This window comes from Mesorhizobium sp. B2-4-6 (assembly GCF_006442775.1).
GTDB lineage: Bacteria > Pseudomonadota > Alphaproteobacteria > Rhizobiales > Rhizobiaceae > Mesorhizobium.
Genome location: NZ_VFVI01000026.1, coordinates 1 through 22,243, shown reverse-complemented (window position 1 = coordinate 22,243; position 22,243 = coordinate 1). Strand labels below are relative to the sequence as shown.

The 22,243-nt window shown below is 64.4% G+C and carries 27 protein-coding genes and 2 pseudogenes; 21 read left to right on the top strand and 8 right to left on the bottom strand.

Translation table 11 applies throughout. From position 1 onward, the window contains the following. Positions 1 to 441: 441 nt before the first annotated feature. Positions 442 to 1,329: pseudogene (locus tag FJ957_RS31285) on the bottom strand (D-alanyl-D-alanine carboxypeptidase family protein); the annotation flags it as partial. 394 nt (positions 1,330 to 1,723) lie between these two features. Between FJ957_RS31285 and FJ957_RS31280 the strand changes: the two are divergent. From FJ957_RS31280 to FJ957_RS31270, 3 genes are all read left to right on the top strand, one after another. Beyond that, the gene (locus FJ957_RS31280) at positions 1,724 to 2,830 is read left to right on the top strand and encodes a hypothetical protein (protein WP_140837390.1); all 1,107 of its coding nucleotides are present in this window, start codon (positions 1,724 to 1,726) and stop codon (positions 2,828 to 2,830) included. A gap of 332 nt (positions 2,831 to 3,162) precedes the next feature. Further along, positions 3,163 to 3,774 carry a nucleoside triphosphate hydrolase gene (locus FJ957_RS31275; protein WP_140837388.1) on the top strand — a complete coding sequence of 204 codons (612 nt, stop codon included), beginning with the start codon at positions 3,163 to 3,165 and terminating at the stop codon, positions 3,772 to 3,774. A gap of 153 nt (positions 3,775 to 3,927) precedes the next feature. Further along, positions 3,928 to 4,254: a hypothetical protein gene (locus FJ957_RS31270; RefSeq protein ID WP_140837386.1), complete on the top strand. Its 327-nt coding sequence runs from the start codon at positions 3,928 to 3,930 to the stop codon at positions 4,252 to 4,254. A gap of 3 nt (positions 4,255 to 4,257) precedes the next feature. Here FJ957_RS31270 and FJ957_RS31265 read toward each other — a convergent pair whose 3' ends face one another. The 3 genes from FJ957_RS31265 to FJ957_RS31255 form a co-directional block, all read right to left on the bottom strand. Then, positions 4,258 to 4,962: a glutathione S-transferase N-terminal domain-containing protein gene (locus FJ957_RS31265; RefSeq protein ID WP_140646825.1), complete on the bottom strand. Its 705-nt coding sequence runs from the start codon at positions 4,960 to 4,962 to the stop codon at positions 4,258 to 4,260. A gap of 134 nt (positions 4,963 to 5,096) precedes the next feature. Continuing rightward, positions 5,097 to 6,305 (bottom strand): beta-ketoacyl-[acyl-carrier-protein] synthase family protein, encoded by a 1,209-nt coding sequence (locus FJ957_RS31260; protein ID WP_140837384.1) that lies wholly within the window; start codon positions 6,303 to 6,305, stop codon positions 5,097 to 5,099. A 4-nt stretch (positions 6,306 to 6,309) separates the two neighbouring features. Beyond that, positions 6,310 to 6,564, bottom strand: coding sequence for an acyl carrier protein (locus tag FJ957_RS31255; protein ID WP_041003067.1), 255 nt, complete (start codon positions 6,562 to 6,564; stop codon positions 6,310 to 6,312). A 202-nt stretch (positions 6,565 to 6,766) separates the two neighbouring features. On the opposite strand from FJ957_RS31255, the gene FJ957_RS31250 reads away from it, so the two are divergent. From FJ957_RS31250 to FJ957_RS31230, 5 genes are read left to right on the top strand one after another with little or no spacing between them, the layout of a single operon-like run. Beyond that, on the top strand, positions 6,767 to 7,648 hold the full coding sequence (locus tag FJ957_RS31250) for an urease accessory protein UreD (RefSeq protein ID WP_140837382.1): 882 nt from the start codon (positions 6,767 to 6,769) through the stop codon (positions 7,646 to 7,648). A 21-nt stretch (positions 7,649 to 7,669) separates the two neighbouring features. Next, positions 7,670 to 7,972: an urease subunit gamma gene (locus tag FJ957_RS31245; RefSeq protein ID WP_140655988.1), complete on the top strand. Its 303-nt coding sequence runs from the start codon at positions 7,670 to 7,672 to the stop codon at positions 7,970 to 7,972. A 5-nt stretch (positions 7,973 to 7,977) separates the two neighbouring features. After that, positions 7,978 to 8,232: a DUF1272 domain-containing protein gene (locus tag FJ957_RS31240; protein WP_140837380.1), complete on the top strand. Its 255-nt coding sequence runs from the start codon at positions 7,978 to 7,980 to the stop codon at positions 8,230 to 8,232. A 25-nt stretch (positions 8,233 to 8,257) separates the two neighbouring features. After that, positions 8,258 to 8,851: a HupE/UreJ family protein gene (locus FJ957_RS31235; RefSeq protein WP_140837378.1), complete on the top strand. Its 594-nt coding sequence runs from the start codon at positions 8,258 to 8,260 to the stop codon at positions 8,849 to 8,851. Positions 8,852 to 8,858: 7 nt separating this feature from the next. Further along, the gene (locus FJ957_RS31230; RefSeq protein ID WP_140837375.1) at positions 8,859 to 9,164 is read left to right on the top strand and encodes an urease subunit beta; all 306 of its coding nucleotides are present in this window, start codon (positions 8,859 to 8,861) and stop codon (positions 9,162 to 9,164) included. Positions 9,165 to 9,184: 20 nt separating this feature from the next. Here the strand turns inward: FJ957_RS31230 and FJ957_RS31225 are convergent, their stop codons facing one another. Both FJ957_RS31225 and FJ957_RS31220 read right to left on the bottom strand, forming a co-directional pair. Then, positions 9,185 to 9,670, bottom strand: coding sequence for a hypothetical protein (locus tag FJ957_RS31225; RefSeq protein ID WP_140837373.1), 486 nt, complete (start codon positions 9,668 to 9,670; stop codon positions 9,185 to 9,187). Positions 9,671 to 9,787: 117 nt separating this feature from the next. Beyond that, positions 9,788 to 10,165 (bottom strand): hypothetical protein, encoded by a 378-nt coding sequence (locus FJ957_RS31220; protein ID WP_140837371.1) that lies wholly within the window; start codon positions 10,163 to 10,165, stop codon positions 9,788 to 9,790. A 164-nt stretch (positions 10,166 to 10,329) separates the two neighbouring features. Here FJ957_RS31220 and ureC point away from each other — a divergent pair, with 164 nt between their 5' ends. The 9 genes from ureC to FJ957_RS31175 all read left to right on the top strand — a co-directional run bounded on the left by ureC (position 10,330) and on the right by FJ957_RS31175 (position 17,146). After that, positions 10,330 to 12,045: an urease subunit alpha gene (gene ureC / locus FJ957_RS31215; RefSeq protein WP_181180782.1), complete on the top strand. Its 1,716-nt coding sequence runs from the start codon at positions 10,330 to 10,332 to the stop codon at positions 12,043 to 12,045. A gap of 65 nt (positions 12,046 to 12,110) precedes the next feature. Then, entirely contained in the window at positions 12,111 to 12,605 is a 495-nt protein-coding gene (locus FJ957_RS31210; protein WP_140837367.1) for a DUF29 domain-containing protein, read from the top strand. A 62-nt stretch (positions 12,606 to 12,667) separates the two neighbouring features. Beyond that, positions 12,668 to 13,261, top strand: coding sequence for a hypothetical protein (locus FJ957_RS31205; protein ID WP_140837365.1), 594 nt, complete (start codon positions 12,668 to 12,670; stop codon positions 13,259 to 13,261). Positions 13,262 to 13,304: 43 nt separating this feature from the next. Then, entirely contained in the window at positions 13,305 to 13,955 is a 651-nt protein-coding gene (locus tag FJ957_RS31200; RefSeq protein ID WP_140837363.1) for a glutathione S-transferase family protein, read from the top strand. Positions 13,956 to 14,010: 55 nt separating this feature from the next. Continuing rightward, positions 14,011 to 14,574 carry an urease accessory protein UreE gene (locus tag FJ957_RS31195; protein WP_140837361.1) on the top strand — a complete coding sequence of 188 codons (564 nt, stop codon included), beginning with the start codon at positions 14,011 to 14,013 and terminating at the stop codon, positions 14,572 to 14,574. Further along, the gene (locus tag FJ957_RS31190) at positions 14,525 to 15,238 is read left to right on the top strand and encodes an urease accessory protein UreF (RefSeq protein WP_246686019.1); all 714 of its coding nucleotides are present in this window, start codon (positions 14,525 to 14,527) and stop codon (positions 15,236 to 15,238) included. Before FJ957_RS31195 ends, FJ957_RS31190 begins: the two co-directional genes overlap by 50 nt. After that, positions 15,235 to 15,675: a DUF3995 domain-containing protein gene (locus FJ957_RS31185; RefSeq protein WP_140837354.1), complete on the top strand. Its 441-nt coding sequence runs from the start codon at positions 15,235 to 15,237 to the stop codon at positions 15,673 to 15,675. The genes FJ957_RS31190 and FJ957_RS31185 overlap by 4 nt, the downstream gene beginning before the upstream one ends. Continuing rightward, entirely contained in the window at positions 15,672 to 16,304 is a 633-nt protein-coding gene (gene ureG, locus FJ957_RS31180) for an urease accessory protein UreG (RefSeq protein WP_140837349.1), read from the top strand. The genes FJ957_RS31185 and ureG overlap by 4 nt, the downstream gene beginning before the upstream one ends. A 74-nt stretch (positions 16,305 to 16,378) precedes the next feature. Continuing rightward, positions 16,379 to 17,146 carry a class II aldolase and adducin N-terminal domain-containing protein gene (locus FJ957_RS31175; protein WP_140837347.1) on the top strand — a complete coding sequence of 256 codons (768 nt, stop codon included), beginning with the start codon at positions 16,379 to 16,381 and terminating at the stop codon, positions 17,144 to 17,146. Between the two features lie 81 nt (positions 17,147 to 17,227). Here FJ957_RS31175 and FJ957_RS31170 read toward each other — a convergent pair whose 3' ends face one another. Beyond that, the gene (locus FJ957_RS31170; protein ID WP_140837345.1) at positions 17,228 to 17,860 is read right to left on the bottom strand and encodes an HAD family phosphatase; all 633 of its coding nucleotides are present in this window, start codon (positions 17,858 to 17,860) and stop codon (positions 17,228 to 17,230) included. A 207-nt stretch (positions 17,861 to 18,067) separates the two neighbouring features. Here FJ957_RS31170 and FJ957_RS31165 point away from each other — a divergent pair, with 207 nt between their 5' ends. Then, positions 18,068 to 19,024 (top strand): sugar-binding transcriptional regulator, encoded by a 957-nt coding sequence (locus tag FJ957_RS31165; RefSeq protein ID WP_140837343.1) that lies wholly within the window; start codon positions 18,068 to 18,070, stop codon positions 19,022 to 19,024. Positions 19,025 to 19,044: 20 nt separating this feature from the next. Here FJ957_RS31165 and FJ957_RS31160 read toward each other — a convergent pair whose 3' ends face one another. Continuing rightward, entirely contained in the window at positions 19,045 to 19,230 is a 186-nt protein-coding gene (locus FJ957_RS31160) for a hypothetical protein (RefSeq protein ID WP_140837341.1), read from the bottom strand. A gap of 212 nt (positions 19,231 to 19,442) precedes the next feature. Between FJ957_RS31160 and gcvA the strand changes: the two genes are divergently transcribed. The 3 genes and pseudogenes from gcvA to FJ957_RS31145 form a co-directional block, all read left to right on the top strand. Beyond that, the gene (gene gcvA, locus FJ957_RS31155; protein ID WP_140837339.1) at positions 19,443 to 20,351 is read left to right on the top strand and encodes a transcriptional regulator GcvA; all 909 of its coding nucleotides are present in this window, start codon (positions 19,443 to 19,445) and stop codon (positions 20,349 to 20,351) included. A gap of 175 nt (positions 20,352 to 20,526) precedes the next feature. Next, the gene (locus FJ957_RS31150; RefSeq protein ID WP_140837334.1) at positions 20,527 to 21,837 is read left to right on the top strand and encodes a sugar ABC transporter substrate-binding protein; all 1,311 of its coding nucleotides are present in this window, start codon (positions 20,527 to 20,529) and stop codon (positions 21,835 to 21,837) included. A 143-nt stretch (positions 21,838 to 21,980) separates the two neighbouring features. Continuing rightward, positions 21,981 to 22,243 (top strand): annotated as a pseudogene (locus FJ957_RS31145) (sugar ABC transporter permease); the annotation flags it as partial.

The following is a 22,243-nucleotide window of genomic DNA, read 5'->3' as shown; positions in this document are numbered from 1 at the left end:
CAAGGAAGCTCCTGGTCGTCCTCAACGCCATCATGCGCGATAAAACCGCATTCGCGTGAACACAGTTGCCATGCCGTTACGCCTGCCGAGGAATGCAGCGGTGCGGAAAGAGGCTGCCTAGGCTGGCGCTCCGGTGCCATTGTCTGCGCCGCCGTGACGTTCACAGGTCACGGCATGGATTCCAGGGTCTGCGCTGCGTCGCTTCGCTCCTTGCTCCGCCCTGGAATGACGAAGGAACGGCTTCGCCGTCGTTCAAGGAGGCGCGCCTGTTGGCCTTGTCTACTGCGTCGGCAGCAGCGGCGCACCGGGCGAGGCCAGATCCGCCGACGGCAGATCGGATGCAAGCGAATCCGGCGTTGAGGCAGGCGTCGCCGAACCCGGCGGCGGCAGCCCTGGCAAAACCGAGTCCGGCGGCGGCAATTGGGGAAGTGGCGAGGCCAGCTGCTGCCCGGAATACATCAGCCGGGGCTGGGTAGCATCGGCGGTCGTGGGCGCCAGGCTGCGCTGGATCAGCGCCTCGACATGGTCGTTGCGCTGGCGCGCGGTATCGGCGCCCATCACCACCACGATCAGATGCCGCCCGTCGGCATTGTAGGAGGTGACGATGTTGTAGCCGGAAGCTCTTATGTAACCGGTCTTGATGCCGTCGACGCCGCGCACGCGTCCCAGCATGTCGTTATGGCCGCGCACCAGCCGGCCGCGGAACATGAAGTCGCTTTCGGAGAAATAGTGGAAATGCTGCGGGAAGCGGTGCTCCAGCGCCATGCCCAGCACCGCCATGTCGCGCGCCGTGGTCACCTGGCCGTCGTCGGGCAGGCCGCAGGCATTGTGGAAACTGGTGCCGGTCATGCCGAGCGAGCGCGCCTTGGCCGTCATCATGGCGGCGAACTGGTCCTCCGAGCCGCCGCCCAGATATTCGCCCACGGCCACCGCCACGTCGTTGGCAGACTTCACCACCATGGCGCGGATGGCGGAATCGACGTCGATCGTCTCGCCGCGCCGGAAACGCAGTTTCGTCGGCGGCTGCGAAGCGGCGTGGTCGGAAACCGGGATCCGCGTTTCCTTGGTGACGCGGCCGGACTCCAACGCCTCGAACAGCATGTAGAGCGTCATCATCTTGGTCAGCGACGCGGGATAGCGCTGCGACCTCGAATTGACCTCGAACAGGGTCTTGCCCGACGAAGCGTCGACCACGATCGCCGCATATTTCTGCGGTTGCGCCGGCACGGCCAGCACGCTTTCCGGCGGTGTCGTGGTGCAGCCGGCAACCAGGGCGAGCAATGCCAATATGGCGATGGGTCTCTGAAGGAAAGGGAAGGGACGGGGCAAGACTTGTTCTAAAGCTGTTGCTGAGACGCGGCGAAGCTAGCGTAACCCATCCGCCGCGTCCAACTGGTTAACGCGCACAGCAAAGCATTTGCCCAGGTTTTGCAGCTGTTCAGATACACCGCCCGTCCCCACTTGCCATCCCCACCCCCTTTGCCGCCCATATCGCGCTCGGCGCCGCGGTCGCGGCTTCGATCATCGCCATCGCCACGGTGTTGCGCCATCTTCCGCTTGTGGGGAAGAAAGGATTTTCACGATCTTAGCGAGCTAAGTCGTAAAAAATCCAAGAGAGGGATTTCATAGGGCGCAAACGCAGTGATGCAAAATGCTGGTTGCTCCGCTTGCGCGCGCGCCATCGAACAGGCTTTTCTTACGCAAAGATTCGCGGGAGGAATTCATGGACACCGTCACGATCGGCGCAAAAGGCATCTCGGTCTCGCTCGATCTCGCGGTCGGCCATATCGCCGCCATGGACATCGAAGCCGACGGCCGCGTTCTGAAACCCCTGCATCGCGCGCCCTGGGTCGGCTCGCCGCGCGAGAGTCTGCCGGAAACCCTGCCCGAAGGCACGGTCCGCCTGTCCGGCGATTTCCTTTGCGCGCCATTCTCCACCAGCGATGTCGAGGTGGCACCCCTGCATGGCTGGCCGGCCAACAGTCAGTGGGACGTCGTCGAGAACGGCGCCATCGCCGGCGGCTGGCGCGCCGTCTTCCGGCTGCGCCGCAAGGTGATGGGCGCCACCATCGACAAGGTCTTCACGCTGCGCGACGGCCATCCCTTCCTCTACCAGGAGCACATCTTTTCCGGCGGCTCCGGCGCGATCTCCGTCGCCCACCATCCGATGACGGTGATGAAGGGCGGCGGCCGGTTGGCCTTCTCGCCGAAGCGCATGGCCGTCACGCCCCCGACGCCGCCGGAGCCCGATCCGGCGCGGGGCCGTTTTCGGCTGGGCTATCCGGCCCGCGCCACGGACCTTACGCAGTTCCCGCTTGCCGCCGGCGGCACAACCGACCTCACCGGCTACCGCATGGAAGACAGGCGCGAGGATTTCATAACCCTTGTCGAGGCGGATCATGGCGGCCCGGGCTGGACGGCGATAGCGCGCCACGCCGAGCAAGACCTGGTGCTGGTGCTGAAGAACCCGGCCGAACTGCCGGTGACCATGCTGTGGTTCAGCAATGGCGGCCGCGACTATGCGCCCTGGAGCGGCCGCCACATCGGCGTGCTCGGCGTCGAGGACGGCCGCACGGCCGTCGGGCACGCCGCCTCGCTCGGCGATAACTGGTTGAAGCATGAAGGCGTGGCAACGGCCTTCGCGCTCGCCGAGGGACGGTCGGTCTCCTTCCGCCATGTCATCGGCGCGGTTCCGTTCGCGGGTGTGGAGCCGCCGGGCGGCCTGGAATCGGCGCCTGACCGGTTGCGCGTCGTGACCGCCGGCGGCGCGGCGCGCGAGCCGCCGTTCGACGGAGGGTTCCTGCGCATCGGCCGCTCGGTTCCTACCTGAGAGGTCCGGGGGCAGCGCGTCTGGAAATTCGTCATTCCAGGGCGGAGCAAGGAGCGAAGCTCCGTCGCGCAGACTCTGGAATCCATGCCGTTATCTCGATCGAAAGGCGCGAGCCGAGCAGAATTCTGCGCCGTTGCAACGCCTCAGGGCACGGCATGATCCCCGGGTCTGCACCGCGTCGCTACGCTCCTTGCTCCGCCCGTGGATGACGATCGGATGGACGCCTCGGCTGATCTCGAAGGCGTGCTGGCCGCCGAAACTTCGGAACGAGGTTTGAAATTTCCATCCGCACCCGCCAAGATGCCGGCCGAACAGCAGCCGGAAAGCCGCCGATGTCCGAGATCGCCCATATCACAGCCGCCATCTTCAAGCGCGCCGGCAAGGCCAGGCGCTTCGTCGTCGCCATCGCTGGTCCGCCCGGCTCCGGCAAGTCGACATTGTCCGCTTCGCTGCATGAGCTGCTGCCGGAAGACAGTTCGGAAGTCGTGCCGATGGACGGCTTCCATTATGACGACATCATTCTCAACCGTCGCGGCCTGCGCCCCCGCAAGGGCGCGCCGGAGACCTTCGATTTCGCTGGCTTCGAGACGCTGCTGAAGCGCATCCGCTCCGGCGAACCCGACATCGCCATCCCGGTGTTCGACCGCAGCATCGAACTGTCGCGCGCGGCGGCCGAAATCGTCGGCGCCGACACCAAGTTCATCCTGGTCGAGGGCAATTACCTGCTGCTCGACGAGGAGCCGTGGTCGCGTCTGGCGCCTTTGTTCGACTTCACCATCTTCGTCGACGTGCCGCGCAACGAGCTCGAGCGCCGCCTGATGGAGCGCTGGCGGGAGCATGGCAAGTCCGACGAGGACGCCCGCGCCTGGATCGCCTCCAACGACATGCCCAACATCGAGCGGGTGCTGGCGCGGCGCCGGCCGGCGGACATGGTCATTGGTTAACCTGCTCAATTTTCAATACTTTCCGGCGGGAACTTTAAGGTTTTCACGCCGTTATGACCCTGTCCCGAATTGTCCGGCGCCGGAGCAATTCCAGGAAGGCGCGCACCGCTTTGCCTCCGGAATTGCAAAAAAGAAAATGACAGGAGCCGTCAAATGGCAACCAACAGCAGAAAACCCGCGCCCAAGAAAAGCAGGGCCAGCCAATCCAGGGCGACGCAGGCGAAGGCTGGCGCCGGCCCCTCAATCGCTGAGCGGTCGAAAGACGCCAAGCCGGCTTTCGGCAAGGCGGCGCCAAAGAAAGTGACGCCTGGCGCGGCCCATAAGGTCGCGGCCAAGAGTGCGAAACATGCCAAGTCGCCGGCTGGCAAATCGGGGCCGATCCGCACCGTGGCCAGCGTCGCGACAGGAGCGGTCGTCGCCACTGCGAGGCTCGCTGCCTCCGTGTTCAGCCGCGGCGGCGCCAAGGCCAAGGCGAAATAGCTCCTAGCCTTTCGCCGGGATGGTGAGGCCCCGCTTCACCGCCGGCCGTGCCAGGCCGCGCTCCAGCCATTCGGCAACGGTCGGGAAATCATCGAAGCCGACCAAGTCCCGCGCCTCGTAGAATCCGATCAGGTTACGCACCCAGCCCAACATCGACACGTCCGCAATGGTGTAATCGTCGTCCATGATCCACTTGCGGCCCTTCAGGCGCGTTTCGAGCACGCCGATCAGGCGCCGCGACTCGTCGCGGTAACGCTCCAGCGGCCGCTTGTCGGCGATCTCGCGTCCGGCGAATTTGTGGAAGAAGCCGACCTGCCCGAAGATCGGGCCGATTGCCGCCATCTGGAAGAACACCCATTGGATCGTTTCGTAGCGCCGCGCCGGATCGGCGGGAATGAGCTTGCCGGTCTTGTCGGCCAGATAGAGCAGGATGGCGCCGGACTCGAACAAGCCGATCGGCTTGCCGCCCGGACCGTCCGGATCGATGATCGCCGGTATCTTGCCGTTCGGGTTGAGCGACAGGAATTCCGGCGTCCAGCTCTCGTTCTTGCCGATGTCGACGTAATGCGGCTCGTAGGGCAGCCCGATCTCCTCCAGCGCGATCGACGCCTTCACGCCATTGGGCGTCGTAGCGGAATAAAGCTGCAGGCGATCGGGGTGCTCGGCCGGCCAGCGCTTGGCGATCGGAAAGGCGGACAGGTCGGTCATCGGGAACTCCGGATGCGGATTGGCGTCGGGGCGGCGCTCATGGCGGGTGAAGAAAGAATTAGGACCCTGGCCGGCCGGGATCAATACACCGGCAATCGGCTTGCCGTGCACGCACAGTCAACGGAATCGCTCGATCAGACCGCCTTGAAGGCCAGCACCGCATTGGTCCCGCCGAAGGCGAAACTGTTGCTGAGCGCGGCGCGCACCTTGCGCTCGCGCGCCGTGTTCGGCGTCACGTCGAGGTCGCATTCCGGGTCCGGCTCGCGGTAATTGGCGGTCGGCGGCACGATGCCGTCGCGGATAGCCATCACACAGGCGATCATCTCCAGCCCGCCGGAAGCGCCGAGGCAATGCGCATGCATCGACTTGGTCGACGATACCGAAAGCGAACGCGCATGCTCGCCGAAGACACGCTTGATCGCCGCGGTTTCGATCTGGTCGTTGGCCTTGGTGCCGGTGCCGTGCGCGTTGAGATAGTCGACATCTTCGGGATTGAGCCCGGCATCCGCCAGGCAGAAACGCATGGCCGCTTCCGGCCCTTCCACGGTCGGCGCGACGATGTCGGAGGCATCGGCCGAAAGCCCGACGCCGGCGATCTCGGCCAAAATGGTGGCGCCGCGCGCCATCGCGTGATCGTAGCTTTCCAGCACCGCCATGCCGGCGCCTTCGCCGAGCACAAGGCCGGCACGGTCGGCCGAGAACGGCCGGCATGTGTCGGGCGAAAGCACCCTGAGCGCCTCCCAACCCTTCAGCACGCCCCACACCAGCGGCGCTTCGGTGCCGCCGGCGACCATCACGTCGGCGCGGCCGAGCCTGATCTGGTCGACGGCCGAGGAAATCGCGTGGTTGGCGGACGAGCAGGCCGAAGTGGCGCCGAAGACAGGGCCGCGCAGCCCGAGATTCATGCTGACCTGGCCGGCGGCCGCGCCCGGCATCACTTTCGGCACGGTGAAGATCGCGGCGCGGTTGCGCCCCTCGAGCAGAATGGCGCGGTAATTCTCTTCGATGGTCTCGAAGCCCGCGACGCCGATGCCGACGATTGCACCCATCCGGTAGGTGTTGTCGGCATGGGCCGTCAATCCGGACTGCCTCATGGCCTCGCGCGCGGCGATCACCGCCAGCAGGCTGAAGCGGTCCATCGACACGACCTGCTTGCGGTCGACGCCGTGGTCCGGCAATTCCTTGATCTCGCAGCCGGTCTTGACCTTGAGATCATGCAGCGACGGGTTGTCGATAGGGCCGATGGCCGAGCGGCCGGCGCGCATGGCCTCCCACATCGCCGGCACATCGTTGCCAAGCCCGCAAATCCCGCCAATGCCGGTGATGACGACGCGTTTTTGCATGAAGTCAGGCTTTTTTCGCGATCAGTTCGCGAACCGCCTCGACCATGTCGCCGACGTTCTTGAGATTGCTCCAGGCGTCGACCGTGTTCATCTCGATCTCGATGCCATATTTTTCCTCGAGATCGAAGATGATCTCGGTCAGCTCCAGCGAATGGATGCCGAGCGTGCCGAGATCGGTGCTGGCGGTGATTTCCTCGCCGCCGGTATCGGCATGCGCCTTGATCTTTTCGATGATCTCGGTCGTCAGTTGGTCAGCCATTCGGTTCCTTCCCTGTCGTTGCCCGACGCCAACTGATCAGCGCCCCTTTTTGATCCCCGGACCCAACAAACGCCGTCGCCCTTGCCTCGCCAGGCACCGCGCGACCGCTCCAAGGTGGCTTCCCTCTATAGAAACCGAAACGATGTCAAGCAACAAGCGATATCGACAAAGCCGCCGGAGTGCTTAACCTGGGATCGTGGACATGATCGACGACACCTTGACATCCCAACCTGCCTCGCCCCTGGCGGCTCCTTCCTTGCCTGCCGCGCAACGTGTCGCCGGCCTAGGCAGGCTTTTCTGCGGCAAAAGCGGCGGCCGGACGCGCCTACAGCGGCTTTACCAGGACGGATCGGCCAAGATCCGCCTGCCGGCGGTGCAAGGCGATCCGCTCGAGGCGGTGCTGATCAACACCGCCGGCGGGCTGACCGGCGGCGACCGCCTCGGCTGGACGATCGAGGTCGGCGCCGACGCCTCCGCCGCCATCACCACCCAGGCCTGCGAGAAGGTCTATCGCGCCGCCGCCGACAGGGCCGAGACAAGCGTCCGCCTGCGGGTCGATCCGGGTGGCCGCGTGGCCTGGCTGCCGCAGGAAACCATCGTTTTCGACCGCGCCGCCTTCGCTCGCACGCTGGATGTCGAGCTTGGCGACGGTGCCGAGGCATTGGTGCTCGAAGCCACGCTGTTCGGCCGGCTGGCGATGGGCGAGCGCACGACCGCCGGCAGTTTCCATGACCGCTGGCGGGTCCGCCAGGGCGGCGCGCTGATCCATGCGGAGGATTTTCGCGTTGGGCCGGATATCGCGGCAACGTTGCGGCGGCCGGCGGCGACCGGCGGCGCGCTTGCCATCGCCACATTGCTGCTCGTTTCGCCGCAGGCCGAAAGCCTGCTGGAACCGGCCCGCGCCATCATCGGCGATCCCGTCAACAGCGAGTGGGGCGGCGCCAGTTTCTGGCGCGTCGGCCGATCTGGCAAGCTTCTTGCGAGGCTCTGTGCCGGCGACGGCTACCAGCTCCGCAAGCGGCTGGTTCCGCTGGTCGAACTGCTCAATGGGCGGGCGGGCCTGCCTAAATTGTGGTCACTCTGATTTCGATTGCCGGGACATTGCATGAACCTGATGCCGCGTGAAAAAGACAAGCTGCTCATCGCCATGGCGGCGATGGTGGCGCGCAAGCGGCTGGAGCGAGGCGTCAAGCTGAACCATCCCGAAGCCATCGCCCTGATCACCGACTTCGTCGTCGAAGGCGCGCGCGACGGCCGCCCGGTCGCGGAACTGATGGAGGCGGGCGCCCACGTCGTCACCCGCGCCCAGGTCATGGACGGCATCGCCGAGATGATCCACGACGTCCAGGTCGAGGCGACGTTTCCCGACGGCACCAAGCTGGTGACCGTACACGAACCCATAAGGTGAGACCGATGCTGGAGCTCAGGCCGAATTGCGAATGCTGCGACAAGGATCTGCCGCCGGACGCGGCCGATGCGCTGATCTGCACCTTCGAATGCACCTTCTGCGCCGACTGCGTGGATAATGTGCTGGGTGGCGTCTGCCCCAATTGCGGCGGCAATTTCTCGCCGCGGCCGATCCGGCCGGCGGCCAAGCTGACGAAATATCCGCCATCGACCAAACGCGTGCTCAAGGCCGAAGGCTGCGGTCCGCGCAAGGCCGCTTGACCAGGTCAATTGGAAAGGCAGAAAAATGATCCCCGCTTCGACGAAACGTACCACGCTTGCCGCGATCCTTTTCCTGGCAGCCGCCATGCCGGCCTACGCCCATGTCGGCGTCGGCGCGACCTCGTCCTTTACCGCCGGCGTCGCACACCCTCTGTCCGGCCTCGACCATATGACCGTGATGATCGCAGTCGGCCTGTGGGCGGCGCTGAAGGGCGGCAAGGCTATCTGGGCCTGGCCGCTCGCCTTTGTCGGCGTGATGCTGGTCGGCGGCGCGCTCGGCATGCTGCATGTGCCGGTGCCTTTCGTCGAGCCGGGCATCCTCGCTTCCGTCGTGGCGCTCGGTCTGCTGGTGGCGCTGGCGGTTGACCTGCCGGTCTCAGCCGGGGTCGCCATCATCGGCTTGTTCGCGCTGTTCCACGGGCACGCGCATGGCACCGAAGTGCCGGAAAACGCCGGTGGCCTCGACTATATGGCGGGCTTTGCCACCGCCACGGCGCTGCTCCACGGCGTCGGCATCGTGGCCGGTCTCGGGCTAGGCTCGCGTTTCCGCGGCCTGGCGCGCGCCGCCGGCGCCGCCTGCGCGGCGATTGGCCTCGGTCTTGTCTTCGGCGTGTTGTGAGGGCGCGATGATCCCCGGCGAAGTCATCACGGCCAAAGGCGACATCGATCTGAACAAGGGCTTGCCCACGGTGACGCTCAAGGTCGCCAACAGCGGCGACCGGCCGATCCAGGTCGGCAGCCACTATCATTTCTTCGAGACCAATGAGGGCCTGAAATTCGACCGCGAACGCGCGCAGGGCATGCGGCTCGATATCGCCGCCGGCACCGCCATGCGCTTCGAGCCGGGACAGGAACGCGATGTCACGCTGGTGCCGCTGGGCGGCAAGCGCGAGGTCTATGGCTTCCAACAGAAGGTGATGGGCAAGTTGTGAGGTCCGCCGCCGCGCTGATATTATTTCGGAGGCTTGGCTGCGGCGTAGATGACAATCCTGCCGGGATTGTCGAACTCCACCGCAAGCACGTCCTCGGCCAGAACGCGGCGCGAATCGATCGCGTTGAAGAGCAGGGCGTTCGCCTCGATCTCCTGGCGAAGTTCGGCGACATCGTCCTTATGCTGCTTCACCTTGTTCTCGATAACGGGCGGCGGCCCGCCTTCGCTGCGCGCCGCGTCGGTCAGGAAGACGATGTCGACCCTGTCGAGCTTGGTGGTCTTGCGCACCGCGCCGATGTTGTCGCGGGTGCGATCGATGGCCGTGATGACCTTTCCAGCTTCCGTCCTGGAGAGCGCCTCCTCCTGGCGGATGTCGGAATCGACGATTGCCGCGGCAGGCCTGTCGCTGTCCAGCGGCTGCGCCGCGAGTGCAACATGGGGCGCGGCCACGAAAAGCGTGGCGGCAACCACGGAACTCCATTTTGCAAGGCGCGGGGCGTTCGCCATCGCTCGCTCCTGACTGAACTCATGGCGGGGCGAAAAAAGCGAAACGGTGCTGCCTGGCCGCAGGTTCCCTTCGAAAGCTGGCCGGCGGACCGCGAAGCGGCCCGCCTGGGCGTGCAATCAACTTGCCTTCTTGGTGATCAGCGTCAGCGCGCCATTGGGCTGCAGGCTGGCGGCGATCACCTGCGCCGAGCTCACGCCCTTGGCTTCGAGGGCGGATTTCACCTTGGGCGTCGCGTCGATCGACTTGCGCAGCGTCTGCAGGCCGGCATCGCCGCGCTGCGCCACGATCTGATTGACCTGCGTCTGCGTGTCCTTGGGCAGTTCGGTGATGTCGATCACGTTGACGCTCTGGATCGATGGCGCCGCGGGCTGAGCCTTCGGCGCGGCGGGCGCGGTCGGCGCTGGGCTGGGCTGTGGCGTCGGCTGCTGCTGGGCGCTCGCGGCCCCTGCCATCATCAGGGTGGCGGTCGCGGCGAGAATGATCGCTTTGCGCATGGATATTCCTTCCATTGGCTTGGGAATGGTGCCGCCCGCCTCACCGGCCCGATGGGAACGCCCAAATGGGCGCTCAAAGTGTCGCTGGACGGGTCATTGCATGACCATTGGATGGCGACAATGTGTGCCCCGCGCGCAACCAATTGGAATTTCGGGAGCAATCGCTGATGGCCAGGATAACCCGCGCCGCCTATGCGCAGATGTATGGGCCGACCGTCGGCGACAAGGTGCGGCTTGCCGACACAGAGCTCTTCATCGAGGTCGAGAAGGACTTCACCGTCCACGGCGAGGAAGTGAAATTCGGCGGCGGCAAGGTCATCCGCGACGGCATGGGTCAGAGCCAGGTGACACGGGCCGGCGGCGCGGTTGATACCGTCATCACCAACGCGCTCGTCGTCGACGCGCTTACCGGCATCGTCAAGGCCGATATCGGCCTCAAGGACGGCCGCATCGCTGGCATCGGCAAGGCCGGCAATCCGGACACGCAGGCTGGCGTCACCATCATCATCGGGCCCGGCACCGAAATCATCGCCGGCGAGGGCAAGATCCTCACCGCCGGCGGCTTCGACGCCCATATTCATTTCATCTGCCCGCAGCAGATAGAGGAAGCGCTGATGTCGGGCATCACCACCATGCTCGGCGGCGGCACCGGTCCCGCGCACGGCACCCTGGCTACCACCTGCACGCCGGGGCCATGGCACATGGCGCGCATGATCCAGTCCTTCGACGCCTTCCCGATGAATATCGGCCTGTCCGGCAAGGGCAATGCGTCAAAGCCGGCGGCGCTTGAGGAGATGGTGCTGGCCGGCGCCTGCTCGCTGAAGCTGCACGAGGACTGGGGCACGACCCCCGCCGCCATCGACTGCTGCCTGTCGGTCGCCGACGACTATGATGTGCAGGTGATGATCCATACCGACACGCTGAACGAATCGGGCTTCGTCGAGAACACGGTGGCGGCCATCAAGGGCCGCACCATCCACGCCTTCCACACCGAGGGCGCCGGCGGCGGCCATGCGCCCGACATCATCAAGGTCTGCGGCCTGCCCAACGTCATCCCGTCCTCGACCAATCCGACCAGGCCCTACACGGTCAACACGCTGGCCGAGCATCTCGACATGCTGATGGTCTGCCATCATTTGTCGCCGTCGATCCCTGAGGACATCGCCTTTGCCGAAAGCCGCATCCGCAAGGAGACGATCGCGGCGGAAGACATACTGCACGACATCGGCGCCTTCTCGATCATCTCCTCCGACAGCCAGGCCATGGGCCGCGTCGGCGAGGTGGCGATCCGCTGCTGGCAGACCGCCGACAAGATGAAACGGCAGCGCGGCGCGCTGGCGCAGGAGAGCGGCGACAATGACAATTTCCGCGTCCGCCGCTACATCGCCAAATACACCATCAACCCGGCCATCGCGCACGGCCTGTCGAAGGAGATCGGCTCGGTCACGGTGGGCAAGCGGGCCGATCTGGTGCTGTGGAATCCGGCCTTCTTCGGCGTCAAGCCGGAGATGGTGCTGGTCGGCGGCTCGATCGCGGCCGCCCCGATGGGCGACCCGAACGCCTCGATCCCGACGCCGCAGCCGATGCATTACCGACCGATGTTCGGCGCCTATGGCAAGGCGCTCACCAACTCCTCAGTGACGTTCGTTTCCAGGGCTGCACTCGATGCCGGCCTGCAGGGCAAGCTGGGCGTCGACAAGGCGATGGTCGCGGTCGAGAACACGCGCGGCGGCATCGGCAAGCATTCCATGGTGCTCAACGACGCCACGCCGCATGTCGAGGTCGACCCCGAAACCTACGAAGTGCGGGCCGACGGCGAGCTGTTGACCTGCGAGCCCGCGACCGTGCTGCCGATGGCTCAGAGATATTTCCTGTTCTGATGCCAAATCGCGGGGTTGGCATACCCGCGATTGGCTTGAGATGGAAAACAGCGCATTATGTGGTCATGAACAAGATCCAGATACAGCGCCGGCATAAGTCTGCATCCTACGAGACCGACTATGCTCAGTGGTGCGCCGAGCAGGGCGCACTATTGCGAGAAGGTCGTCTCTCCGACCTCGATCGCGAGAATCTTGCCGAGGAGATCGAGAGCTTGGGGCGGAGCGACAAGAGGGAAATTGCGAGCAGATTGGGCACCTTGCTCCAGCATTTGCTCAAATGGGAATTTCAGCCTGAAAAACGCAAAACAGGTTGGTTGGCGACGATCCACGAACAGCGATTTCGGATCGAAAATCTACTCGACGAGAGTCCTAGCCTGAAAACCTATCCGGGAAAACAGCTTGGTCAGGAATTCAAAATAGCGAAGTTGAAAGCGGCCGACGAGACCGGTCTGAGGGAGCGGGATTTTCCCGTCGATTGCCCGTACACGATCAGCCAAATTCTCGATCATGATTTTTTCCCCGGCGTTCCCTGGTCAGCGGACAAACTTATTCGCGAATGAAACATCACTTTGCATTGGCCTGTTGGCTGGCCTCCCAACATCGAGAGCGCTGTCAGTAGGCCATGGCCACCGAAATCGCCTCTCCGCACGATATCTTCCCGCATATCCGCATCGTCATGGGCATGGTGATCGGCCTCGGCGTCACCCGGCTGCTCTCGGGTGTCGCCCGCATCGTCCAGCATCCCGGCCAATACCGGCTCTATGCGGTGCATCTCGCCTGGGTCGGCTCGGTGCTTTTGATGCTGGTGCATTTCTGGTGGTGGGAGTTCGGGCTCTACGCCATCCAATCCTGGACCTTCGGCAAATACCTTTTCATCATCTTCTACGCCATCACGCTGTTCCTGCTTTGCGCGTTGCTGTTTCCGGATTCGATGCTCGATTACACCTCCTATGAGGATTATTTCTACTCGCGCCGCGCCTGGTTCTTCGGCCTGCTGGCGGCGACCTATCTGCTCGACGTCATCGACACGCTGCTGAAAGGGCCGGAGCATTTTGCCCGCTTCGGCAACGAATACCTGTTCCGGACGCCGGTCTTCGTCGCGCTCTGCCTGGCGGCGATCCTGGTGCGCGACCGCCGCTTTCACATCGCCTTCGTCGCCGCCGCGCTTATCTATCAGGTCTCGTTCATCCTGCGGCTCTTCGACACCATCGTCTGAGCGAACGCTATGGTCTAGATTTCAGAAAATGCAGGATCCAACCATGTACAAGGCCGTCGGATCGCGCGGATCCCGGGTCAGCCGGGTGCTCTGGATGCTCGAGGAACTCGGCCAGCCCTATGAGTTCGTCGAGGTGAAACTGCGCTCGCCGGAGGCCTATGCGCTCAACCCTTCCGGCAAGGTGCCGATCCTGATCGACGGCGACCTCAGGGTCACGGATTCAGCGGCCATCTGCGTCTATCTGGCGGACAAGCATGCCGATAAGGACATGGGCGCCAATCCGGGCCTCGCCGGCCGTGCCGAGATGGATTCCTGGATGCATTTCGCCCAGAGCGAATTGGAAGCGCCGCTGTGGAACAAGCTGCGCCACCGCTTCCTTTTGCCCAAGGACGTGCGCGTCGATGTCGGCCCGGCCGCGGCCTATGATTTCGCATCCGAAATAAAGGCGCTGGACCAGCGGCTTGGCGACAAGCCCTTTGCGCTGGGCGACCGGTTCTCCGCTGTCGATGTCCTGCTCGGCGATATTGGCGGCTGGGCTCGTGCCGGCCGTTTTTCGATCGACTCCGAACGGGTGAATGCCTATTTCGACCGTGTGCTGTCGCGACCCGCTCGTGCCCGTGCCCAAGCCACCGCATCGGGCCGAAAATCGGAACCGATTTTCGGAAAGCACGATGCGTCGATTAAAAAGTGTTAGAGCGTCCTTTGCGCGTCCAAGAGGACGCGCGGCGCTCTAATGGCGGAGCCATGAAATGAAGCTCAACATCACCACCGATTTCACCAAATTCCCGCGCGCCGTCTCGGTGTTGCCAGCCGGCGAGGCTGGCTCGGCGCCGCCCTATGACAAGGCCGTGCTGCCGCATGACGAGCGGCATCTGCGCCGCCGCGCCATCGAGACCGCGACCGGCGACAAGGTGCTGGTCGACCTGCCGGAGCCGGTGGCGCTGAACAATGGCGACCGGCTGGTGCTGGAGGACGGCCGCCAGCTCGAGATCATCGCAGCACCCGAGGAGGTCTACGACATCCGCGCCCGCGACACGGTTCATCTCACCGAGCTTGCCTGGCACATCGGCAACCGTCACCTCGCGGCGGCGATCGAGGCGGACCGCATCCTCATCCTGCGCGACCATGTCATCAAGGCGATGCTCGAAGGCCTCGGCGCCACGGTGAATGAGGTTCTGCAGCCGTTCAGCCCCGTGCGCGGCGCTTATTCCGGACACGGGCACGACCACGGCCATTCGCATGATCACGATCATGACCATGACCATGATCATCACGATCACGAACACCACGGCCACCATCATCATCATGACTGAGCGGCTTTTCAGCGTCGCACTGCTGCGGCTGATGGCCTGGCTGTCGCCGTCCTTTCCGGTCGGCGGCTTCTCTTACAGCCACGGCCTTGAACGCGCCGTGCATGATGGGCTGATCGCCGATCGGAAAGATCTCGCCGGCTGGCTGGAGACGCTGGTCGAGATGGGCTCCGGCTGGAACGACGCCGTGCTGTTTGCCGAAAGCTGGCGCCGTGCGCGCGACGGTGGCGATCTGAGTGAGGTTGCCGCGCTGGCCGAAGCGCTTGCCGGGTCGCAGGAACGGCACATGGAAACCATGCTGCAGGGCGCCGCCTTTCTCCAGGCGGCGGCCGCCTGGTCGCCTCCGGTGTTGGGACGTCTGCCGGCCGACTGCCCCTATTGCGTTGCGGTCGGCGCTGTTGCCGGCAGCGGCGGCGTCGACCTTGCGCAGGCGCTGTCTGCCTTCCTGCAGGCTTTTTTCTCCAATCTCGTGCAGGCTGCAATCAGGCTGGGTGTTGTCGGTCAGGTCGATGCCGTCACGTTGTTAGCCGGCTTTGAAACATCGGCCATAGACACGGCCACCCACGCGGCTGCCTCGACGCTTGACGATCTGGGCGGCGCGGCCTTCATGTCCGACATCATGGCGATGCAGCATGAGACGCAATACTCCAGGCTGTTCCGCTCATGATCGTGCTCGCCGTCATCCTCTCCTTCGTCCTGCTCCTGATCACCACGCTGCATGTCTATTGGGGCATAGGCGGCATCTGGCCGGGCACGGACCAGGCCTCCTGCGCGCGCGCCGTCGTCGGCTTCCGTGGCGTCGACGAGATGCCCTCGACCTTCGCGAGCCTCGCGGTCGCCGCTTGCCTGGCGCTCGCGACGCTCTGGCCGCTGGCGCTGGCCGGCGTCTTTGCCACGCCTTTTCCAAGGGAAGGGCTGGCCACCACGGCATTGATGATCGGCCTCGTCTTCCTCGGACGCGGCACCGCGGGCTTCACGCCCTGGTGGCGCAGGCTCGCGCCCGAACAGCCTTTCGCGCGGCTCGACCAGCGTCTCTATTCGCCGCTCTGCCTGTTGATCGGGCTGGGCTTCGCAGTCCTTGCCATCACGGAGTTTCCGGCATGACGTCGAAAAACGGTCCCCTTCGCATCGGCATCGGCGGCCCTGTCGGTTCCGGCAAGACCACGCTGACCGAAAAGCTCTGCAAGGCGCTGCGCGACGACTTCTCCATCGCCGTCGTCACCAACGACATCTACACCAAGGAGGATGCCATGATGCTGGCGCGCCTGCAGGCGCTGCCGGAAGAGCGCATCGTCGGCGTCGAGACCGGCGGCTGCCCGCACACCGCCATCCGCGAGGACGCCTCGATCAACTTGCGCGCCATTGCCGAGTTGAACAAGAAATTCCCGGACCTCGACATCATCTTCATCGAATCCGGCGGCGACAACCTCGCAGCCACCTTCTCGCCCGACCTTGCCGATCTGACGCTTTATGTCATCTCGGTCTGCCAGGGCGAGGAGATCCCGCGCAAGGGTGGCCCGGCCATCACCCGCTCGGATTTCCTGATCATCAACAAGAGCGACCTGGCGCCCTATGTGAGCGTCAACCTCGAAATCATGGAGTCCGACGCCGCCCGCATGCGCGGCAAGCGGCCTTTCGGCTTCACCGATCTGTCGCGCGGCAAGGGCTTGCAAGAAGTGGTCGATTTCATCATCGCGCAGGGCGGGCTGCAGTCGGAGCGGTCAGCCGCGTAAGCCACTGACCTACCAGTTTGCGGTTGCTGGCAGCGGCTTCGCACGGCATTCTCACCCAAACAGGAGGATTTTCGATGAGCCTTGCCCGTCTGCACAAGGAACCGCTGAGCAACCTGCCCTATTACGAGGAGCGGGTCGATCTCGCCGCCGCCTTTCGCTGGACCGCCCGGCTCAACATGCATGAGGCGGTGGCCAACCACTTCTCGCTGTCCGTCAACGACGACGGCACCAAGTTCCTGATGAACCCGAACCAGGTGCATTTCTCGCGCATCAAGGCGAGCGACCTGCTGCTGATCGATGCCAACGATCCCGAAACGCTGTCCGGTCCCAACGCGCCGGACCCGACCGCCTGGGGCCTGCACGGCGCCATCCATCGCAACGTCCCGCATGCTCGCTGCGCCATGCATGTCCATTCGATCCATGCCACGGTGCTTGCCTCGCTTGCCGATTCGACGCTGCCGCCGGTCGATCAGAACTCCGCCATGTTCTTCAACCGCCATGTCGTCGACGCCAATTATGGCGGGCTGGCCTTCGAGGAGGAGGGCGAGCGCTGCTCGCAGCTTCTCACCGACCCCAAGGTCAAGGTGATGGTCATGGGCAATCACGGCGTCATGGTCATCGGCGACACCGTCGCCGACGCCTTCAACCGCATGTTCTATTTCGAGCGCGCCGCCGAGACCTACATCAAGGCGCTGTGGACCGGCCGGCCGCTGCGCACGCTGTCGGACGAGATCGCCGAGAAGACCGCGCGCGAGATGGACGATTACCCGGGCCAGGCCGAGCGCCATCTGGCTGAGCTGAAGGCGATCCTCGACGAGGAAGAGCCGGTCTACCGGAATTGAAGCTTTTTTCCTTCTCCCCGTTCGCGGGGAGAAGGTGGTCCGAAGGACCGGATGAGGGGCGGCGCCCACCTTGGCGGTCGTTCAGAGTCCGAGTTCTCGGCGCAATTCCTCGGCGCTGTTGATGACGATGGCGCCGGCCGGACCTTCCATCGGCGCTTCCGGCCAGAAGATCGTCTTCATGCCGGCCGCCAGTCCGGCCATGGCGCCCGTGAGGCTGTCGTCGACGGCGAATGCGTCTGCCGGCTCGATCCCGGCCAGATAGGCGGCGCGCAGGAAGGGCTCGGGCAGCGGCTTGCCGTCGATCACGTCGTTGCGGCTGACCGTCAGCATACCAGGATAGACGAGGCCGACGGCGGTAAGGTTGGCGTCGACGATCAGCCGGTCGGAATTGGACACCACCGCCTGCTCGACGCCGAGCGCGCGCAATTCGTTGAACACTTCGATCGCGCCGGGGCGTGGCTTCAGCGTTTCGGCCAGCGGCAGATAGTGATCGTATTTGCGCACGATCCAGTCGTCGAAGGGCAGGTCGAGGCCGAACTCGTCGCGCAGCATCTCGTAGACCGGCCATGCGGCGATGCCGAGCACGCGCTGGTGCAGGTCGTGCGGCGGGGCGATGCCGACGCTGCGCAGGGCCGCCGCGAGTGCCGCCTCGTGCAGCGGCTCGCTGTCGACCAGCGTTCCGTCCATATCCCAGAAAACGGCTTTCGGCGTCATGCGCGGCTCCTTTCGCCGATCCCCTTAATCGGTTTCCCGGCGGAGATAAACCGTTCCCGCGGGGCAAATGGGCAGAAGCGCGTCGAATTGATCTTCGGTAACTCGACATTGGTCTAAGCAATTGCCCTTTCGATAGACAATTGCGCGCCGGCATATTCGCTGTAAGCTATAGCGCCCGTCTCGGCATGCGCGGGCTGGAGGCAGGACGTGAATTCGCGACAGGACACCGGCAGCACAAGGTTGGACGACGCCGCGCGCGCCGGCTGGCTCTATTATGTTGCTGGCAACACACAGGACCAGATCGCCGCCAAATTGGGCATTTCCAGGCAGACGGCGCAGCGGCTGGTATCGCTCGCCATGTCGGAAGGCCTGATCAAGGTGCGGGTCGATCACCCGATCGCCAACTGCCTCGACCTTGCCGCGCGGCTGAAGTCGCGCTTCGCGCTCGATCTTGTCGAAGTGGTGCCGAGCGACCCGGCTTCGAATTCGACGACGATCGGCATCGCCGAGGCGGCGGCGGCCGAGATCGAACGCCGGCTGCGCTCGGAGGCCCCCATCGTCATGGCGATCGGCACTGGGCGAACGCTGAAGGCGGCGATCGAGCAACTGCCGCCGATGGAATGCCCGCAGCACAAGGTCGTGTCATTGACCGGCAACATCTCGCCCGACGGCTCGGCTGCCTTCTACAACGTCATCTTCACCATGGCCGACCGCGTCAAGGCGCGGTCCTTCCCGATGCCGCTGCCGGTCATTGCGTCCTCGCCGGAAGAGCGTGAGATGCTGCTCAACCAGCCGATGATCCAGCCTACATTGGCGCTGGCGGCCGAGGCCGATGTCACCTTCGTCGGCATCGGCGACCTCGGGCCTAAGGCACCCCTCTACGAGGACGGCTTCATTTCGGAAAGCGAGTTGAAGGCGCTGCAGAAGGCCGGTGGCATCGCCGAAATCGTTGGCTGGGTGTACGACCGGGAGGGTCGCATGATCGAAGGCATCACCAACGACCGGGTCTCCTCCGCCGCGCTGCCGTCGCGGGAAAGGTCGCTGGTCATTGCTCTGGCGATGGGCGGCCGCAAGCTGCCGGGCATCCTGGCCGCCGTCAACCGCCGGCTGGTCAACGGCCTCATCACCGACGAACGGACGGCCGAAGCCTTGCTTGCCGGCTGATTGCCCATAAAAAGAGCCGGCTATTGCGAGGGGCCGCGCGGATCGTTGCCGTCGAGAAAACCCATATCGCGCTGCAGATGCTCGGATAGTTCCCTGACATCGATATAGCCGCGCCTGCGGCCCGAAAACCTTGCAAATTCCCGCGCGAGCGTGAGAAACCAACCGCGTGCCGGGGTGGAGACGAGTTTTGCCTGTACCGTGGTCATGATCGTCAGCCTTCGCTTGAGCAATTCCAGGAAAACTGTGAGCGGTTTTCCGTCCGGAATTGCGTAAAATCATAGAGTTGGAGCGATTTGCCGTTTCCGTGAAACGGCGAAGCGCTCTAGCGCTTGAACTGGATTGGTCGTCGACCCCAAATATCGGCCTGGCCGGTTCGTGCTTCCAATTAAACCTCGATCATGACCCATAAGGAGGCCTTATGCCCGATCTCAGCTCTCCGCAGCTTGCGCCGCTGCCGCCGCTGCAGGCGATCCGGGTGTTCGAGGCGGTGGCCAGGCACCTGTCCTTCACCAAGGCCGCGCAGGAGCTGGGCATGACCCAGGCAGCTGCGAGCTACCAGATCAAGCTGCTCGAGGAGCGCATCGGCGCGCCGCTGTTTCTGCGCCGTCCACGGCAGATCGAGTTGACCGAGCCCGGCCAGCGCCTGGCGCCCGCCGTCAGCGAGGCCTTCGCCATCCTGGGCCAGGCCTATGCCGCGGCGCGCGGCGGCGCCGACGGCCTGCTGTGCGTCACCACCGTGCTGACCTTCGCCTCGAACTGGCTGGCGCAGCATCTGGGCTCGTTCCAGCTTGCCCATCCCGCACTTGCCGTGCGGCTCGACACGTCGAGCCGCCTGACCGACTTCGCGCGCGAGGATGTCGATCTCGCCATCCGTTCGGGCGGCGGCAAGTGGCCGGGCCTCGAGGCGCATAAGCTGCTCGATGCCGATTTCACCCCGATGCTGAGCCCGAAGCTCGCGGCGAGCATCGGCGGCGTCAACGAGCCGGCGGACCTGCTGCGCCTGCCGATCCTCGATCCCGGCGACATCTGGTGGGCGCAATGGTTCGAGGCCGCCGGCGTGACCGGGCACGACCTCGCAAAACGGCCCGGCTCCAGCATGGGCGCGCAAGCCTATGAGGCGAACGCGGCCATGGCCGGCCATGGCGTGGCGATCCTGACCAGGGCCCTGTTCAAGAACGAGATCGCCAGCGGCCGCCTGGTGCAGCCCTTCGACCTGGTCGGCGACGACGGCCATGCCTATTGGCTGGTCTATCCGACGGCGCGCCGCAACGTGCCGAAGATCCGCGCCTTCCGCGACTGGATCCTGGCCGAGATCGCCCGCCCGTAATCCGCCTGCCCCTTAGCTTCCTCTCCCAACATGGCGGTCGCATCGCTGGATCGGGGTCACGTAACGTCATTTCTGCTGCGTTGCAGCATAGATTCAGGGTTGACATAATTCACGCCAAGTGAGTAATTGCCCAAAGCCAAGGCAATTGCTCAACTTGGTTTATGGGAGGAATTTGATGAAACTTCGCACGCTCACCCTGGGCCTGTTGTCGGCCAGCGCTCTCGCTTTCGCCGCGCAAGCCGAATCCATCACCATAGCCACCGTCAACAATGGCGACATGGTCCGTATGCAAAAGCTGACGGACGACTTCACCAAGGCCAACCCCGACATTCAGCTTAACTGGGTCACGCTCGAAGAGAACGTGCTGCGCGAGCGCGTCACCACGGATATCGCCACCAAGGGCGGCCAGTACGACGTCATGACCATCGGCACCTATGAGGTTCCGATCTGGGCCAAGCAGAGCTGGCTCCTGCCGCTCGACAAGCTCGGCGACGACTACGACGTCAAGGACATCATCCCGGCCATTGCCGGCGGCCTTTCGGTCGACGGCAAGCTCTATGCCGCGCCCTTCTACGGCGAAAGCTCCTTCGTCATGTACCGCAAGGACCTGATTGAGAAGGCGGGCTTGAAGATGCCCGATGCCCCGACCTGGGACTTCATCAAGCAGGCCGCCGACAAGATGACCGACCGCGCCAACGGCGTGAACGGCGTGTGCCTGCGCGGCAAGGCCGGCTGGGGCGAGAACATGGCCTTCCTCACCGCCATGTCGAATTCCTTCGGCGCCCGTTGGTTCGACGAGAACTGGAAGCCGCAGTTCGATCAGCCCGAGTGGAAGAAGACACTGCAGTTCTATGTCGACCTGATGAAGGCCGACGGTCCGGAAGGCGCTTCGTCCAATGGCTTCAACGAGAACCTGGCGTTGTTCCAGCAGGGCAAGTGCGGGATGTGGATCGACGCCACCGTCGCCGCCTCCTTCGTCTCCGATCCGAAGGCCTCGCAGGTCGCCGACAAGGTCGGTTACGCGCTGGCGCCCGACAACGGCCTCGGCAAGCGCGGCAACTGGCTGTGGGCATGGTCGCTGGCGATCCCCGCCGGCACCCAGAAGGCCGATGCCGCCGAGAAGTTCGTCTCTTGGGCAACCAGCAAGCACTATGCCGAGCTGGTCGCCTCGAAGGAAGGCTGGGCCAACGTTCCTCCGGGCACGCGCTCCTCGCTCTACGCCAATGCGGAGTACCAGAAGGCGGCGCCCTTCGCGAAGATGACGCTGGACTCCATCAACGCCGCCGACCCGACGCATCCGACCGTCAAGCCGGTGCCTTATGTCGGCGTGCAGTTCGTCGCCATTCCTGAATTCCAGGGCCTAGGCACCACCGTCGGCCAGCTCTTCTCGGCCGCCCTTGCCGGCCAGTCGAGCGTCGACGATGCCCTCAAGCAGGCTCAGGACGCAGCCACCGCGGCGATGACCGAAGGCGGCTACATCAAGTAAGGCTCCTCCCGGTGCCGAATGCCGGTCGCGCATCATGACCGGCAGGTGGCCGCCCGAAACCCAGTTCGGGCGGCCACCCTTCAAAATCGGGAAAATTCTGGCACAACTTTGAAAATCCGGCTGACCTTTGGAGGGTGACCGTCATGGCTACTCAGCAAACCCGTTCGCTTGCGCGTTTCATGATGGCGCCATCGGTGATCCTGCTGTTCATATGGATGATCGTGCCGCTCGCGTTCACGCTGTGGTTCTCGTTCCTGCAATACAATCCGCTGAACCCGATCCGCGACGGCTTTGTCGGTTTCTCCAACTACAGGCTGTTCTACGACAACCCGGCGTTCTTCGCCGCCATTCTCAACACGCTGACCATCGTCGTGGCGGTCCTGCTGATCACCATCATCGGCGGCAT

Coding starts and splice junctions, on each gene's coding strand:
- FJ957_RS31280 (WP_140837390.1), top strand. CDS start 1,724: ATGGACACCGTCACGATCGGCGCAAAAGGCATCTCGGTCTCGCTCGAT.
- FJ957_RS31275 (WP_140837388.1), top strand. CDS start 3,163: ATGTCCGAGATCGCCCATATCACAGCCGCCATCTTCAAGCGCGCCGGC.
- FJ957_RS31270 (WP_140837386.1), top strand. CDS start 3,928: ATGGCAACCAACAGCAGAAAACCCGCGCCCAAGAAAAGCAGGGCCAGC.
- FJ957_RS31265 (WP_140646825.1), bottom strand. CDS start 4,962: ATGACCGACCTGTCCGCCTTTCCGATCGCCAAGCGCTGGCCGGCCGAG.
- FJ957_RS31260 (WP_140837384.1), bottom strand. CDS start 6,305: ATGCAAAAACGCGTCGTCATCACCGGCATTGGCGGGATTTGCGGGCTT.
- FJ957_RS31255 (WP_041003067.1), bottom strand. CDS start 6,564: ATGGCTGACCAACTGACGACCGAGATCATCGAAAAGATCAAGGCGCAT.
- FJ957_RS31250 (WP_140837382.1), top strand. CDS start 6,767: ATGATCGACGACACCTTGACATCCCAACCTGCCTCGCCCCTGGCGGCT.
- FJ957_RS31245 (WP_140655988.1), top strand. CDS start 7,670: ATGAACCTGATGCCGCGTGAAAAAGACAAGCTGCTCATCGCCATGGCG.
- FJ957_RS31240 (WP_140837380.1), top strand. CDS start 7,978: ATGCTGGAGCTCAGGCCGAATTGCGAATGCTGCGACAAGGATCTGCCG.
- FJ957_RS31235 (WP_140837378.1), top strand. CDS start 8,258: ATGATCCCCGCTTCGACGAAACGTACCACGCTTGCCGCGATCCTTTTC.
- FJ957_RS31230 (WP_140837375.1), top strand. CDS start 8,859: ATGATCCCCGGCGAAGTCATCACGGCCAAAGGCGACATCGATCTGAAC.
- FJ957_RS31225 (WP_140837373.1), bottom strand. CDS start 9,670: ATGGCGAACGCCCCGCGCCTTGCAAAATGGAGTTCCGTGGTTGCCGCC.
- FJ957_RS31220 (WP_140837371.1), bottom strand. CDS start 10,165: ATGCGCAAAGCGATCATTCTCGCCGCGACCGCCACCCTGATGATGGCA.
- FJ957_RS31210 (WP_140837367.1), top strand. CDS start 12,111: ATGAACAAGATCCAGATACAGCGCCGGCATAAGTCTGCATCCTACGAG.
- FJ957_RS31205 (WP_140837365.1), top strand. CDS start 12,668: ATGGCCACCGAAATCGCCTCTCCGCACGATATCTTCCCGCATATCCGC.
- FJ957_RS31200 (WP_140837363.1), top strand. CDS start 13,305: ATGTACAAGGCCGTCGGATCGCGCGGATCCCGGGTCAGCCGGGTGCTC.
- FJ957_RS31195 (WP_140837361.1), top strand. CDS start 14,011: ATGAAGCTCAACATCACCACCGATTTCACCAAATTCCCGCGCGCCGTC.
- FJ957_RS31190 (WP_246686019.1), top strand. CDS start 14,525: ATGATCATCACGATCACGAACACCACGGCCACCATCATCATCATGACT.
- FJ957_RS31185 (WP_140837354.1), top strand. CDS start 15,235: ATGATCGTGCTCGCCGTCATCCTCTCCTTCGTCCTGCTCCTGATCACC.
- ureG (WP_140837349.1), top strand. CDS start 15,672: ATGACGTCGAAAAACGGTCCCCTTCGCATCGGCATCGGCGGCCCTGTC.
- FJ957_RS31175 (WP_140837347.1), top strand. CDS start 16,379: ATGAGCCTTGCCCGTCTGCACAAGGAACCGCTGAGCAACCTGCCCTAT.
- FJ957_RS31170 (WP_140837345.1), bottom strand. CDS start 17,860: ATGACGCCGAAAGCCGTTTTCTGGGATATGGACGGAACGCTGGTCGAC.
- FJ957_RS31160 (WP_140837341.1), bottom strand. CDS start 19,230: ATGACCACGGTACAGGCAAAACTCGTCTCCACCCCGGCACGCGGTTGG.
- gcvA (WP_140837339.1), top strand. CDS start 19,443: ATGCCCGATCTCAGCTCTCCGCAGCTTGCGCCGCTGCCGCCGCTGCAG.
- FJ957_RS31150 (WP_140837334.1), top strand. CDS start 20,527: ATGAAACTTCGCACGCTCACCCTGGGCCTGTTGTCGGCCAGCGCTCTC.